Annotated in this window: 11 protein-coding genes; 6 read left to right on the top strand and 5 right to left on the bottom strand. The window is 52.5% G+C overall.

The window, feature by feature from the left end; genetic code table 11:
* Positions 1 to 87 precede the first annotated feature (87 nt).
* On the top strand, positions 88 to 966 hold the full coding sequence (locus F463_RS0107385) for a LysR family transcriptional regulator (protein WP_018986430.1): 879 nt from the start codon (positions 88 to 90) through the stop codon (positions 964 to 966).
* A 69-nt stretch (positions 967 to 1,035) separates the two neighbouring features.
* On the opposite strand, the gene F463_RS0107380 is transcribed toward F463_RS0107385, so the two are convergent.
* The 5 genes from F463_RS0107380 to F463_RS0107360 all read right to left on the bottom strand — a co-directional run bounded on the left by F463_RS0107380 (position 1,036) and on the right by F463_RS0107360 (position 8,116).
* The gene (locus tag F463_RS0107380; RefSeq protein WP_018986429.1) at positions 1,036 to 1,506 is read right to left on the bottom strand and encodes a DUF2269 family protein; all 471 of its coding nucleotides are present in this window, start codon (positions 1,504 to 1,506) and stop codon (positions 1,036 to 1,038) included.
* A 9-nt stretch (positions 1,507 to 1,515) separates the two neighbouring features.
* Entirely contained in the window at positions 1,516 to 1,965 is a 450-nt protein-coding gene (locus F463_RS0107375; protein WP_081620804.1) for a DUF2147 domain-containing protein, read from the bottom strand.
* Between the two features lie 463 nt (positions 1,966 to 2,428).
* Positions 2,429 to 3,811, bottom strand: a complete 1,383-nt coding sequence (locus F463_RS0107370; protein ID WP_018986427.1) for an efflux transporter outer membrane subunit — start codon at positions 3,809 to 3,811, stop codon at positions 2,429 to 2,431.
* The gene (locus F463_RS0107365) at positions 3,801 to 6,911 is read right to left on the bottom strand and encodes a multidrug efflux RND transporter permease subunit (protein WP_018986426.1); all 3,111 of its coding nucleotides are present in this window, start codon (positions 6,909 to 6,911) and stop codon (positions 3,801 to 3,803) included. Before F463_RS0107365 ends, F463_RS0107370 begins: the two co-directional genes overlap by 11 nt.
* Positions 6,912 to 6,952: 41 nt before the next feature.
* Positions 6,953 to 8,116 (bottom strand): efflux RND transporter periplasmic adaptor subunit, encoded by a 1,164-nt coding sequence (locus tag F463_RS0107360; RefSeq protein ID WP_018986425.1) that lies wholly within the window; start codon positions 8,114 to 8,116, stop codon positions 6,953 to 6,955.
* Between the two features lie 127 nt (positions 8,117 to 8,243).
* On the opposite strand from F463_RS0107360, the gene F463_RS0107355 reads away from it, so the two are divergent.
* The 5 genes from F463_RS0107355 to F463_RS0107335 all read left to right on the top strand — a co-directional run bounded on the left by F463_RS0107355 (position 8,244) and on the right by F463_RS0107335 (position 13,962).
* Positions 8,244 to 8,855: a TetR family transcriptional regulator gene (locus F463_RS0107355; RefSeq protein ID WP_026295414.1), complete on the top strand. Its 612-nt coding sequence runs from the start codon at positions 8,244 to 8,246 to the stop codon at positions 8,853 to 8,855.
* A gap of 216 nt (positions 8,856 to 9,071) precedes the next feature.
* On the top strand, positions 9,072 to 10,775 hold the full coding sequence (locus F463_RS0107350) for a cation:proton antiporter domain-containing protein (protein ID WP_018986423.1): 1,704 nt from the start codon (positions 9,072 to 9,074) through the stop codon (positions 10,773 to 10,775).
* A gap of 241 nt (positions 10,776 to 11,016) precedes the next feature.
* Positions 11,017 to 12,039, top strand: coding sequence for an aliphatic amidase (locus F463_RS0107345; protein WP_018986422.1), 1,023 nt, complete (start codon positions 11,017 to 11,019; stop codon positions 12,037 to 12,039).
* Positions 12,040 to 12,140: 101 nt separating this feature from the next.
* On the top strand, positions 12,141 to 13,307 hold the full coding sequence (locus tag F463_RS0107340) for a transporter substrate-binding domain-containing protein (RefSeq protein ID WP_018986421.1): 1,167 nt from the start codon (positions 12,141 to 12,143) through the stop codon (positions 13,305 to 13,307).
* The gene (locus F463_RS0107335) at positions 13,300 to 13,962 is read left to right on the top strand and encodes an ANTAR domain-containing response regulator (RefSeq protein ID WP_018986420.1); all 663 of its coding nucleotides are present in this window, start codon (positions 13,300 to 13,302) and stop codon (positions 13,960 to 13,962) included. Before F463_RS0107340 ends, F463_RS0107335 begins: the two co-directional genes overlap by 8 nt.
* Positions 13,963 to 13,967 lie beyond the last annotated feature (5 nt).

Raw genomic sequence — 13,967 nt, 5'->3', positions numbered from 1 at the left:
GTCAGAACACGCATTCTAGGAAACAAAAACCATGAAGTAAAATGCTATTATTTCAACAATCAATTAATTTTATTCATACATAAAACCATGATTGAACGTATCCACTTAGCCATTATTCGCGAAGTTGAACAGCAAGGTTCCTTAACGGCCGCCGCTGAAAAGCTGTTTCTCACGCAATCAGCTCTCAGCCACTCAATTAAGAAACTGGAACAGCAACTAGGGACAGATATCTGGCTACGCGAAGGCCGCAGTCTGCGCCTGACCCAGGCCGGGCAATACCTGCTGGCAGTGGCTAATCGCTTGTTACCGCAGTTATTGCTGGCTGAAGAACGCTTGCGCCAGTTCGCTCAGGGCGAACGCGGCACTTTACGCATCGGCATGGAATGCCATCCGTGCTATCAATGGCTGCTCAAGGTGGTGTCACCATATTTGGCCGACTGGCCGGATGTGGATGTAGACGTCAAACAGAAATTCCAGTTTGGTGGCATCGGCGCCCTGTTTGGCTATGAGATAGATATGCTGGTCACCCCTGACCCGCTCTATAAACCCGGTCTAATATTTCAACCGGTGTTTGATTACGAACAGGTACTGGTTGTGCATCGCCAGCATGAACTGGCACAAGAGGCCTATGTCACGCCCGCACAACTCAGCAGCGAAACGCTGATCACCTACCCTGTAGACATAGACCGTCTCGATATTTACAACAAGTTCCTGCAACCCGCAGGTATCAGCCCTCAAGTGCATAAACCGATTGAGACTACCGACATTATGCTGCAAATGGTCGCCAGTGGCCGTGGGGTGGCCGCTTTACCGCGCTGGCTGGTAGAAGAATATCAAAGCCGTTTAGACGTGGTGCCGGTCAAGCTAGGCAAAGATGGCATTGCCAAGCAGATTTACCTAGGGATACGTGAGGCTGATGTACAGATTGATTATGTGCAGGCGTTTATTGATTTGGCAAATAGCTAGGATGGTGCATTGAATGGTCTAATTTACCCTAAGCCCAACCAGTCCCAATCAATCGTGACTCATTGTTCATTAAGCTGTTTTGAAGACCATCCAATACAAATTACACAATGGTAACAATGTGGCAATCAGCCCCCAAATATACCATCGTTGGCACAACAGCCAATAACGGTCAGTAATCACGCTGCCCTGAACAAAGGTTTTTGCTATCTTGGCTTGTGCTATTTGTGTAGGAATAAGAATAAAAAGCCAAATCAGGCCAGACAAGACGAACAAGCCCAGGCCCCAGCGTAGCCAAGTCAGCGATAAAGGCATACCATGTACCACTACATTCACCACACCTGCGACCAGCAAAATCAATGCGCCACCTGCGGTAAAAACATAATCAGTTAACGTCACTTGGCGTTGTGCAAATCCAATAATGACGGGGTTCTTAGTTAAATCTGCCATTGCTTTCCACCAACCCGTCACGATGATATTACCTAAAAAAAGCACTACACCAAGTAAATGCAAGCTTTTAAGCCATAAATAACTGTTTTGCATCTTCGCCCTCTATTCTACGCGTTGCCAAACTTGTGTTCTGCCGAACAAACTAAGTCCAATAAAGCCACGTACTTCCATGACGTTGCCAGCGTTTTTTAACTGGAGCTTGACCCGATAAGTGTTACCAGAGAAAGGGTCCAAAATTTCATCGCCCTCATAAGCGTCACCATTTGCCTTCACATTTTTCATCATCGTCATACCTACTAACTTTTGGCCCTTGCGTTCATCTTTGCAGGCATGGCAGTATTTATCTTCCCTGTCAGTTTCAAGGCCTTTTTCAATCACCCCCGTATACACGCCATCCACCCCCTTTACCCGGATGTAGCCGGTCGGCATTCCTTTATCATCGTGAGCTTTCCACAAACCTTCAGGAGTATTACTCGCGTAAACGAATGAAGTCGCACTTAAAAAAAGTATGGATAAGCAATGTGTAATAAACGCATGAATCGAAACTTTCATTTCTGCACTTCCCCAGAATTAGAAAATGAGCATGAATACTGAGACCATTAAAATAACATTGTTAAATTAACACTGTTATTTTTTATGGTCAAGTAAATCGAAAAGTGGGTTAAATGTTTAATCCGCTTTAAGCCTGTTCAGTGTGAAACAAGCTGTAAATATAATGGTCAGACTAAGTAACACTTTGAATGAGCAACTTATCAGTCAATGAGTTGTGGCTAGGGCTCGTGACCAACATCCTGCAAATAAAATAACTTTAAAGATTTCAAACTAAAGAACATCAACTCATTTTGATTACCCACATTACAGCCACTATTGCGCTGGCATTAACTCATCGCCCATAAGCTCAAATCCATACGCACTCATTCATTACTTTATTAGCCGTTTTCTTCAGCAAATTGCGCCGCTTTGATTTGTGACGGATATTGAAAGACTCAAGGCAGAGTGGAAACAAATTATCCTTCTAACTTCCACCCAGCGCCTTATATAACCCCACCTGATTCTGCAAAGCCTGCTGCTTTATTTGCACTGCCTGCGCTTGCGCATCCAACACGCTGCGTTGCGCATCCAGCAATTCCAGATACGTCACCAGGCCTTGATCCAGTTTGCGTTTGACCAGTTGCAAACGGCTGGTTTCGAGAGCGTTCAAGCGGTCTCTGGCAGCGCTTTCTTCGGCGATAGCGGTGCGTGTACTCAGCACATCCATGACTTCTTTAAACGCAGTCTGGATGGTTTTTTCATAATTCACGACCTCAATATGCTGACGGGCCTCAGCCAGTTTGAGGTTGGCTTTGTTGCGGCCATAGTTGAAGATTGGTATCACCAGTTGGGGACTGAATGCCCAGTAATTGCTGCCGGTATCCGAGAATAGTTTGGCGAAATCTGAGTTGACCAGGCCAACATTGGTGGTGAGTTGCAGGCGTGGGTAAAACGCAGCCCGTGCTGCACCGATATTGGCGTTGGCAGCTTTGAGCTGATGCTCGGCAGCACGGATATCGGCGCGACGGGTGAGTAAAGTGGACGGCAAGCCCGGCGTAACGTCGGCTAGTTTTAAATCTGCTAATGGCTTGACCGGCAACGGCGTGCGTTGCGAAGGCTCGCCTAGCAGTAAATACAAAGCGTTTTTTGTGGTGGCCAGCTGGCGTTGCCATTGCGCGAGCTGCGCCTGCACTTGCTCAACCTGGATTTTCGCAGCTTTGACGTCTAGCACTTGATCCAGCCCGGCATCGAAACGGCGCTGGGTGCGCTGCAACATTTGCTGCCGGTCAGCCAGGGTTTGCTGGGTGACTTTGAGTTGTGCATGAATGGCCAGGTAGTTCACATACTGCGTGGCAATTTCAGTAATCAGGGTTGCTTGCACGGCTTGCCGGTTTTCAGTCACGGCGAGATATTGTTCCAGCGCAGATTGCGTCAGGCTTTTCACGCGGCCAAATACATCGATCTCATATTCGCTAATGCCTACACCTACCCTGAAAAGCTCGGCCTCAAACGCCTGGCTGGAGCTGAATACGGTGCGGCTGCGGTCGTAATTCAGGTTGCCTTGAACCTTTGGCAGCCGGTCTGCTTTTTGCACGCCATAAGTCGCCTTGGCTTCGTCCATGCGTAATACCGCAGTTTTGAGGTCGCGGTTATGCTGCAAGCCGACCTGTATCAGTTTCTGCAAATCTGCATCAGGGAAGTAGGTTTGCCAGGTGAGAGGAGGTGCTTCGGTGACGCTCTCGTTCGCTGGCTGGCCGGGATAAGTTTCTGGTACAGGTGCAGCAGGCCTGAAATACTCAGGCACCAGTGAACAGCTACTCATGGCAAATGCCAGCGCGACAATCAGGGGAATACGACTAAACTTCATGTGACACCCTTTGCTGTGCGGCCGGTTTTTTCATCCAGCGCCCCACCACAATAAAAAATAACGGCACAAAAAAGATGGCGAGCAAGGTGGCTGTGATGATGCCGCCAAGCACACTGGTGCCGATGGCAATTTGTGCACCTGATGCGGCGCCACTGGAGAATGCTAGCGGAATCACACCCACACCAAAGGCCAGCGATGTCATCACAATTGGGCGCAGACGCTCTTTGGCCGCCAGCAAGCTGGCTTCGATCAATGGCATACCTTGCAACACGTGTTCGCGCGCAAACTCGACAATCAGGATGGCATTTTTGGCGGACAAGCCTATAGTGGCAATCAAGCCCACCTTGAAGTAAATGTCATTCGGTAAACCTCGAATCGTCACTCCGAGCAAAGCACCTAGAACCCCCAATGGCACCACCAGGATGACTGCAAATGGAATCGCCCAACTTTCATACAACGCAGCCAGTACCAGGAACACCACCAGGATAGACAAGCCAAACAGCAAGGTGGCCTGACTGCCGGATTGTTTTTCCTCCAACGATTGCCCTGCCCACTCAAAACCTATGCCCTTGCCCAAGCCTTGCACCAGTTTTTCTATGGTCTGCATGGCCTCACCACTACTGTGACCGGGAGCGGCACCACCATTGATGTTAAAGGAAGGGAAACCGTTAAAACGCGTCCGCTGTGGGCTACCCATGGCCCAGTCCAGCGTCATGATGGAAGACAGCGGCACCAAGCTGCCATCCGCGGCTTTGAGGCGGATTTTCTTGATATCTTCCAGCGTCTGGCGCTGTTTGCCATCAGCTTGCACAATAATCCGGCGCACCTGGTTTCCATAGACGAAATCACCCAGATAGTTAGACCCGAGCAAGGTAGCCAATGAATCATTGATTTCATCCAGCGAAATACCCAGCGCATTGGCCTTGCTCCGGTTGAGTTGCATATTAACCACGGGGGTGTCGTACAGGCCGGCAAATAGCACATTGGCGAGTTCAGGATGCTTGGCGGACTCCGCCAGCAGTTGATCACGCGCTTTCATTAATGTCTCGATACCAACACTAGCGCGGTCGACCAGGCGCATATCGAACCCACCCACACTGCCGAGTTCTGGCAATGGCGGCGCATTCATGGCAAAAATAGTGAGATTGGGACGACCATAGAATTGCTGGTTAACACGATCCACAATCGCCTGCACCTGTTGCTCTGGGTTGGGCCGCTCGGCCCAGTCTTTGAGTGTGATAAACAGCATACCGCTGTTGGTACTGGTGCCGTAAAAGCTGAATCCACTCACTTCAAAAATGATATCGACCGGCTCATGCTGCTGGATATAACGGCTCATGTCGCCTAGCACTTCGGCCGTTTCTGCCAGGGTCGCGCCTTGTGGCAATGACACCATAACCATAAAGTTACCCTGGTCTTCTTCTGGCAAAAATGCGCCCGGCAATCGCATGAATAACCAGCCTACCAGCCCCACAATCAAGGCAAACACGGCCAGCCAGCGCAGTGGCTTTTTGAGCAAGCGCCCGGTCAGGCCGGTGTAGCGTTCAGTCATGCATTTGAAACTGCGGTTAAACCAGACGAAAAACCTGGCCTTGGGGCTGGACTCGTGCCGCAGTAGCGTAGCGCACAAAGCAGGGGTAAGCGAGAGCGCCAGAAAAGCCGAAAAGCTAATAGAGACAGACAAAGCCAGTGAAAACTGCCGATAAATATTACCTACCGCGCCACTGAAAAACGCCATGGGGATAAACACGGACACCAGTACTGCGGTAATCCCGACGACGGCACCGCTGATCTGCGACATGGCTTTGATGGTGGCATCATGGGCAGACAGGCCTTCTTCCACGATCAGGCGCTCGACGTTTTCCACCACCACAATGGCATCGTCGACCAGGATACCAATCGCCAGTACCACGCCAAACATGGTCAACACATTGATCGAATAGCCTAACCAGTACATGACGGCAAAGGTGCCCAAGAGTGCAATTGGCACCACGATGGTGGGGATCAAGGTGGCGCGCAGGTTTTGCATAAACAAATACATGACCACAAACACCAGCAACACCGCCTCCACCAGTGTCTGGATCACTTTTTTGATCGAGATCGACACAAAGGCAGATGAGTCATAAGACAGCTGGAACATGACGTTGGGCGGGAAATACGGCTGCATGTTCTCCATGGCCTCTTTCACACGCTTGATGGTTTCAACGGCATTGGAACCAGGTGCCAGCTTGATCGCCATGCCGGCCGCATTTTTGCCATTGACGCGGGAGCTGTAGGTATAGTCACTGCTGCCCAGCTCTACCCGCGCGACATCTTTCACCAGCAAGGCCGAACCATCTGCCTGGCTGCGAATAGGCACATTGGCAAAATCTTCCACGGTCTTGAGCGTAGCCTCAGCCTCCAGTGAGACGCTGAGTGGGGCGCCTTCAGGCACGCCACTGGCGCCTACTTGCCCCAGTGTGAGGCGGGTATTGTAGCTACGCAAGGCATTGGAAATTTCGGTGACGCTGACATTCAGGCCCGCCATTTTTTGCGGGTCCGGCCAGATGCGCATCGCGTATTCCGGGCTGAAAGACTGTACCTTGCCTACGCCTTGCACACGCTTGAGGGTAGGCATCACTGTGGCTGAAGACAACTCGCCAAGGTCAATTTCGCTATAGCGGTTATCTTCCGAAGTCAGAGACACGATCAACTGGAAACTGTCTGCCGACTTTTCCACCATGATGCCGCTGCGACGCACAATTTCTGGCAAGCGCACTTCCACACTTTTAAGCCGGTTTTGCACATCCACCGCTGCCAGGTCGGGATTGGTTCCCTGTTTGAAGGTCACACTGACAGAAGCCATACCAAAGTTACTGGTTGCCGAGACATACATCAACCCTGGCATGCCGTTCATCTCACGCTCGATAATTGAGGTGACGGTTTCTTCAACCACCTTGGCAGAGGCACCGGGATAAGTGGCAGCAATATTCACCACCGGCGGCGCAATGTCGGGATATTGCGCAATCGGCAGCTGTTTAATGGCGATTAAACCGGCCAGCACAATCAGGATGGCAATCACCCAGGCAAAAATCGGGCGATCAATAAAAAAACGACTCATGGTTTGGCTTTCTGTAGATTGCCTGATAAATAGAGTGCCCGTTAAGAGGCGAGTGCTTTGGTGATCTTGTCTTTGGCATTCACCAGCTTTGGCGTCACCTTGGCACCTGCCGTTTGCGTGGCGGCGTTGGTCACCACCACGCGCTCACCCGGCTTGAGGCCGTGCTCAATCACCCATTGCTTGTCGATCACGCTGCCGGTTTGCACTTCGCGGGATTCCAGTTCGTTCTTGGCATTGACTACCCAGACGCGGGCCGAAAACTGGTCGCGGATCAAGGCATCCCGGGGCAGCAGGATAGCGTTGGGATTGGTCGCCTGGCGGATTTTGAGGCGCACATAGGCGCCAGGCATCAGCTCCTGCTGCGGATTGTCGAAAATCGCCCGCATCACCACCGAGTCTGTAGTCTGGTTGACGGAAACATCAGAAAATGAAAGCTTGCCCGCACTCGGGTACAGGGAACCATCAGGCAGCAACAATTCAATTTTGAACTGGCCGTCATTGCCCTTGAGTTGTCCGTCGCGCAAGGCTTTACGCAGGGCAAATACTTCGGAGGATGACTGGGCAAAGTTAACGTAGACCGGATTCACCTGTTCTATCGTGGTCAGGTGAGTCGCTTCATCTTTACCGACCAGTGCACCTTCGGTCACCAGCGCACGACGTGCCACCCCATCAATCGGCGCAGTCACATTGGCGTAACCCAAATCCAGTTTGGCGCGGTTGAGTTTAGCTTGTGCTGCCGCCACTTCTGCCTTGGCTAGCTGTGCTTCCGCCTGTGCCGCACGGTAGTCGCGCTGGCTCACGGACTGGTCGCCAACCAGTGCCTGGTAACGCTGTAATTTGTCGTTCGCATTCACCAGGTTAGCCTCAGTCCTTGCCACTTCCGCCTCTGCTTCCAGCTTACTGGCCTGCAGCTGCTCAGGGTTAATGACAAACAGGCTGGTACCTGCTTTGACCACCTGCCCTTCCTGATACAGACGTTTCGCCACAATACCAGACACACGTGCTCTCACCTCTGCGATACGGTAGGCTTCAACGCGGCCCGGCAACTCCACTTCGTCAGGAATATCAGCGACCTGGACGGCCACCACTTCCACTTCAGGGGCCGCCGCTGCGGCCTGGGTGGACTCCTGGGGTTTGCTGCAGGCAGATAACTGCAATAACACAAACGTGGAGACCAAGGCCGTACTGACAGAAAATCTGGACATGAAAATGCCTTCTTACTATATGGACATCAATATTCTATCTGCACCTCCATAATTAATCAATCATGACTGATTAATTATTTTTTGATATCATATCAACATTGTTTGATGGATGATCCGCCTAGAAATCATGGCCAGAAAAACCAAAGAAGACGCACAAAAAAGCCGCGACCAGATACTGGATGCGGCAGAGCATGTGTTTTACCGCAAAGGCTTTACGCTCGCCACCATGGCCGATATTGCCGAAGCGGCACAACTGTCTCGCGGCGCAGTTTACGGCCACTACAAAGGCAAGCTCGAAGTCGCCACTGCCATGGCTGAACGCGTGATTCAACAAGCGTCGCCCTTTCAGGCCGATCCTGTGCTGAGTGCGCTGGCAAACCTGAAACATTATTGCTTGCAGGAAGTCCGCAGTTATATCGAACCCAGCTCTATCCAGCGCGTGCTGTTTTTTTTGTATGTCGGCATTGATGATTCGCCCGAGCTGCTACAACTGCGTTTCAGCTGGGAGAAAAAACGCATTACGCAGATCAGCCAGCTGTTAAGCCAGGCCATCGCCAACCAAGAGCTGCCCGCCGACATCGATTTTGATTTAATCAGCCTTTATTGCCAGTCTGTGATCGAAGGCGTGTCCAGCGTCGTCTACTTTGGCAGCATGAGCGAAAGCGAGCGCTGGCAGCGTGCAGAACAACTTTGTACTTACAGCTTGCAACGTTTATCCCTGCCGTTTAGCCACGCCTGAGGCTTAAGCTGGCTGCAGGTGTGTTCCGTTTTAATCATTGACGGGCCACCAAAACTTGCGGCAAGATAAAAAGCAGATACATTAATCGCAATTAATTTCAACTTTTTGACCAGAACACGGTCACTCTGAGTGAAGTGCGTGCCCAGTCAGAGATTGAACGTAGCGCCAGTGGCGAGCACCCCCCGCGGATAACAACAACTTAAAGAACTCCTTGCTATGGAACATAACCTGACCCTGATCACCACCATTGCCGCCGCGTTTGCGCTGGCATTGGTGTTTGGACTCATTGCCGAAAAACTCAAACTACCCGCATTGATTGGTTACTTATTTGCCGGTATCTGTATTGGACCAGCGACCCCAGGCTTTGTCGCAGACATTGAAATCGCCTCACAACTCTCTGAAATCGGCGTCATGTTACTGATGTTTGGCGTCGGTCTGCATTTTTCTGTGCAGGACTTGATGTCAGTTAAACGGATTGCGCTCCCTGGCGCACTGGCACAGATGACCTTAGCCACGTTGCTCGGCATGCTGGTCGCGTGGAGCTGGCACTGGAGCCTGGGCGAAGGCCTGGTGTTTGGCCTGTCGCTCTCGTGCGCCAGTACCGTGGTGCTGCTAAAAGCCCTGGAGTCCCGCCGCATCCTTGAAAGCATGAACGGAAAAATTGCCGTAGGCTGGCTGGTGGTAGAAGACATGGTGACTGTACTGGTGCTGGTGTTGATGCCCGCCTTGGCAGGCGTGCTGGGCGGGACACAGAATGAGGCGACCAATGTGGTGGCCATCTGGGAAACCATAGGCATGACCCTGCTCGAAGTGGCGGGCTTTATTGCCATCATGCTGGTGGTGGGTAAACGTGTGCTGCCCTGGTTGCTATGGTATGTGGCGGGCACCGGCTCGCGCGAGCTGTTTACGCTGACCGTCATTGCGGTGGCGATTGGCGTGGCTTTCTTTGCCTCCTCCCTGTTCAATGTCTCGTTTGCCCTGGGTGCTTTTTTTGCCGGCATGATCATGCGCGAATCTGAATACAGCCACCGTGCTGCCGAAGATTCCCTGCCTTTCCGTGATGCGTTTGCGGTACTGTTTTTTGTTGCAGTGGGGATGTTATTTGATCCTAGCATTCTGATCAAACAGCCCATGCAGGTCTTGTCAGTGGTCGGCATTATCATTCTTGGTAAGTCCCTGGCCGCAGTGGCGATTGTGCTGGCCCTGCGCTATCCACTGAATACAGCCCTCACTGTCGCTGCCAGCCTCGGGCAAATCGGCGAGTTCTCGTTTATCCTGGCTGGGCTGGGGGTGTCACTCAACCTGATGTCTCCCGACGGCATGAGCCTGGTATTGGCAGGCGCCCTCATTTCCATTGCGCTCAATCCGCTGGTGTTTGCGTCTATCAAGCCATTGACCAACTGGATTGTGAATAAATCAGATTTGGCCAGAAATCTTTCGCTACGCATGGATCCTTATGGTGAATTACCCATGACCACAGAGCGGAAGTTTCTAGAGGGACAGGCGGTGCTGGTTGGCTATGGCCGCGTTGGCCGACGCATCGCTCAATCCCTTACAGACGCAGGCATCCCTTTTGTGGTGGCTGAACAAAACCGTGAAGTGGTGGAAAAGCTGCGTAAACAAGGTCAGCCTGCCGTCTCAGGCAATGCCGCCGACCCCATGGTTCTGATACAAGCGCACATTGCCAATGCGGCGATGCTGATCATTGCCACGCCGGACGCCATGGATATCCGCAAAATGGTGGAAATCGCCAAACAGCTCAAACCGGACATTGAAGTGGTGATCCGCACCCATCACGAAGACGAATACCAGCGCCTGCAAAAGGAGCTGGGCACCAGCGAAGCCGTCTTTTTTGGCGAAGAAGAACTGGCTAAAGGCATGGCGGCACACGTGTTGCAGCGCTATGAGCGTACCGTTTAATCTGCAGCTCGGAGAGACCCGGATACGCCAATTAACGTATGGCAGGCACATCCACCTGAGGTTAAATTAGCACCAAGGTTAATACCTGCTACGCCCTACATTTTAATCACACCGTCAACAGCGCCGGTGATGATTCGAGCAAAAAAGCTCACCCGCCATCTTCATGGCCGGTGGGCTTTTTTTATGCGTAATCGGTATGTATCGAGTCTTAAGCCTTTTTAAATCTTTCAGGAGAAGCTTCATGATACATGGTGATATTTCCAGCAGTCAGGACACCGTCGGTGTTGCCGTCGTCAATTACAAAATGCCGCGCTTGCATACCAAGGCCGAGATTCTGGCCAACTGCCGCAACATTGCCGATATGGTGGTGAATATGAAAGCGGGCCTGCCCGGCATGGACCTGGTGATTTTTCCCGAATACAGCACGCACGGCATCATGTATGACAGCCAGGAAATGTATGACAATGCCACCACCGTGCCAGGCCCGGAAACCGACATTTTTGCCGAAGCCTGCCGCAAGGCCAAAGTGTGGGGCGTGTTTTCAATCACCGGCGAGCAGCACGAAGAGCATCCGAAAAAAGCGCCGTATAACACCTTGATCCTGATGAATGACCAAGGTGAAATCGTGCAGAAGTACCGCAAGATCATGCCATGGGTGCCGATTGAGGGCTGGTATCCAGGCAAGGAAACCTTTATCAGCGAAGGCCCTAAAGGCCTCAAGGTCAGCCTGATTATCTGTGATGATGGCAACTACCCTGAAATCTGGCGTGACTGCGCCATGAAGGGTGCCGAACTGATTGTACGTTGCCAGGGCTATATGTATCCGGCCAAAGAGCAGCAAATCCTCATCAGCAAGGCGATGGCGTTTGCCAATAACACTTATGTCGCGGTGTCCAATGCTGCAGGCTTTGATGGCGTCTACTCCTACTTTGGTCACTCTGCGATTATCGGTTTTGATGGCAGGACGCTGGGCGAATGTGGCGAAGAAGAAAATGGCGTGCAGTATGCGGCCTTAAGCAAACACTTGATCCGCGACTTCCGTAAACATGGCCAGTCAGAAAACCACCTGTTCAAGCTGCTGCACCGTGGCTACACCGGCATGCTCAACTCAGGCGATGGGGACCAGGGCGTGGCAACCTGCCCTTACAGCTTTTACAGCAAGTGGGTACAGGACCCGGCAGCTGCGCGCGACATGGTAGAATCGTTTACGCGTACGACGCTAGGCACCAAAGAAGCGCCCATTGCAGGTTTACCCAATGAGTAGACGATTGAGCTGACTGGCGATGACCAGAAGCGATCATAACTGGCTTGATCGCCGCAACACTATGGCTCCGGCCTGGCCGGGGCCCCTGACGAAAGAATCTCATGGCAAACACTGACCCGATCCCGGTCGGCGTGCTGTTTTCCACCAGCGGCGCCACGGCCACCATAGAGCGCTCACAGGCCTTTGCCACGTTTTTTGCCATAGATGAAATCAATGCGGCGGGCGGTATTCATGGGCGTGAACTGGTGCCTATCCACTACGATCCGCAAGGCATGCCGCAACAATACCAGTTACTGGCCGAACGTATGATCCGCGAGAATGGCGTCAATGTGATCTTTGGCTGCTACCTGTCCAGCACGCGCAAAGCGGTGATCCCGGTGGTAGAAAAATGGCGCAAGCTATTGTTTTACCCTACGCCATATGAGGGCTTTGAGTTCTCGCCGCATGTGATTTACACCGGCGCGGCGCCCAACCAGAACAGTGCGCAACTGGCTGATTACATGACTCGGCATTTTGGTGCGCGCGTCTACATGATAGGCTGCGACTACATTTACCCCTATGAGTCCAACCGCATCATGAGTGACTTCATTCTTGAAGTCCCGGGTGGCAAAAAACTGGCTGAACGCTACGTGCCGCTCACTGCCACAGAAAAAGATTTTTTAGCGGTGGTCAAGGATATCAAGGCCAAGGCACCCGATTTTGTGTTTTCTACCGTCGTGGGTCAAGCAACGCAGCGACTCTACCAGGCCTACGCTGAACTCGGCATGGATGCGCAGCAGACGCCCATTGCCAGCCTGACGACCTCGGAAGCAGAAGTGGCAGAAATGGGGGCCTCAGCGGCCCACGGCCACATGACTTCCGCCCCTTACTTTAAAAGTATCGCCAGTGCCGCAAACCAGGCCTGCATCGCCCGTTTCCAGCAGCAATACGGTCCCGACATCGCCCCTAACATGGCCTGGGAAGCAGCTTACTTTCAAACCCAGATGTTTGCCGAGGCGATGCGTGCCGCGGGCAGTGACCAGTATGATGTGCTGCTGCCGCACTTGCTGGGCCGCGAATTTGAGGCCTTGCAAGGACGCATTGCCATTGACGCAGGCAACCACCATACCAGCCTGCATCCGCGCATTGCCCGTGTGAATGCCAGCGGCCAGTTTGAAATCATTGCCGGTGGCAGCACGGCGGCAGTCATGCCTGACCCTTACCTGGTGACGCATCCCGGCGCCAGCTGGAATAACCTGGCCCAGGCAACGGAGTATCGCGTTGGCTGACACCCCTGCAACCGCTCAGCGCGCAGCCAAGCCAGCGTCCTCGCAGCGCTCCACGCTGGAGTTATTCCGCCATTTGCGGCATGCCTGCATCACCATTTTTCATCCAGAAGACCAGAACCGAGAAGTCTTGATCCAGCAATTGCACCGGATTGGCTGCCAGACGGTGGCTTTGTGGCCGCCCACCCCACAACTGCCCGCAGACACCGAGCTGGTGATTTTTTTGCTTGATGCCGAGGCCAGCGCGAAAAAGAAATTGCCCTGGCTGACCCCAGATTCGGCGATTCCATTGATCGGTGTCCTCGACTATGAAAACCCGACCACGCTGGAGACAGCCACCGCGCTGGGTTGCCATGGCATGCTGGTCCGGCCACTGCAAGCCAAAGGCTTGCTCTCCACTATCATCCTGACCATGCATCATTGCCAGCAATTAAAAACCTTGCGCAAACGTAACCAGCGCCTGGAGGAAAAGTTGCAAGCGGCGGGCGAAATCAGTGCGGCACAAGCCATGTTGGCGCATGCGCGCGGAATCAGTGCAACCGAGGCTTACAAAGTCCTGCGCGAACAGGCCATGCTCAAACGCGTGACGGTGGAAGACATTGCACGTGCGCTGCTACAAACCGACGGTCTATTGGCCAATCCAGCCAAACACCGTTAGAATGC

This window comes from Methylophilus methylotrophus DSM 46235 = ATCC 53528 (assembly GCF_000378225.1).
GTDB lineage: Bacteria > Pseudomonadota > Gammaproteobacteria > Burkholderiales > Methylophilaceae > Methylophilus > Methylophilus methylotrophus.
This window is presented reverse-complemented; position numbering and strand designations above follow the sequence as displayed.

What these genes read in the sequence shown, in the direction of transcription:
- F463_RS0107360 (WP_018986425.1), bottom strand. Translation starts at nt 8,116, where the DNA reads ATGTCCAGATTTTCTGTCAGTACGGCCTTGGTCTCCACGTTTGTGTTA.
- F463_RS0107350 (WP_018986423.1), top strand. Translation starts at nt 9,072, where the DNA reads ATGGAACATAACCTGACCCTGATCACCACCATTGCCGCCGCGTTTGCG.
- F463_RS0107365 (WP_018986426.1), bottom strand. Translation starts at nt 6,911, where the DNA reads ATGAGTCGTTTTTTTATTGATCGCCCGATTTTTGCCTGGGTGATTGCC.
- F463_RS0107375 (WP_081620804.1), bottom strand. Translation starts at nt 1,965, where the DNA reads ATGAAAGTTTCGATTCATGCGTTTATTACACATTGCTTATCCATACTT.
- F463_RS0107385 (WP_018986430.1), top strand. Translation starts at nt 88, where the DNA reads ATGATTGAACGTATCCACTTAGCCATTATTCGCGAAGTTGAACAGCAA.
- F463_RS0107355 (WP_026295414.1), top strand. Translation starts at nt 8,244, where the DNA reads ATGGCCAGAAAAACCAAAGAAGACGCACAAAAAAGCCGCGACCAGATA.
- F463_RS0107370 (WP_018986427.1), bottom strand. Translation starts at nt 3,811, where the DNA reads ATGAAGTTTAGTCGTATTCCCCTGATTGTCGCGCTGGCATTTGCCATG.
- F463_RS0107380 (WP_018986429.1), bottom strand. Translation starts at nt 1,506, where the DNA reads ATGCAAAACAGTTATTTATGGCTTAAAAGCTTGCATTTACTTGGTGTA.
- F463_RS0107340 (WP_018986421.1), top strand. Translation starts at nt 12,141, where the DNA reads ATGGCAAACACTGACCCGATCCCGGTCGGCGTGCTGTTTTCCACCAGC.
- F463_RS0107345 (WP_018986422.1), top strand. Translation starts at nt 11,017, where the DNA reads ATGATACATGGTGATATTTCCAGCAGTCAGGACACCGTCGGTGTTGCC.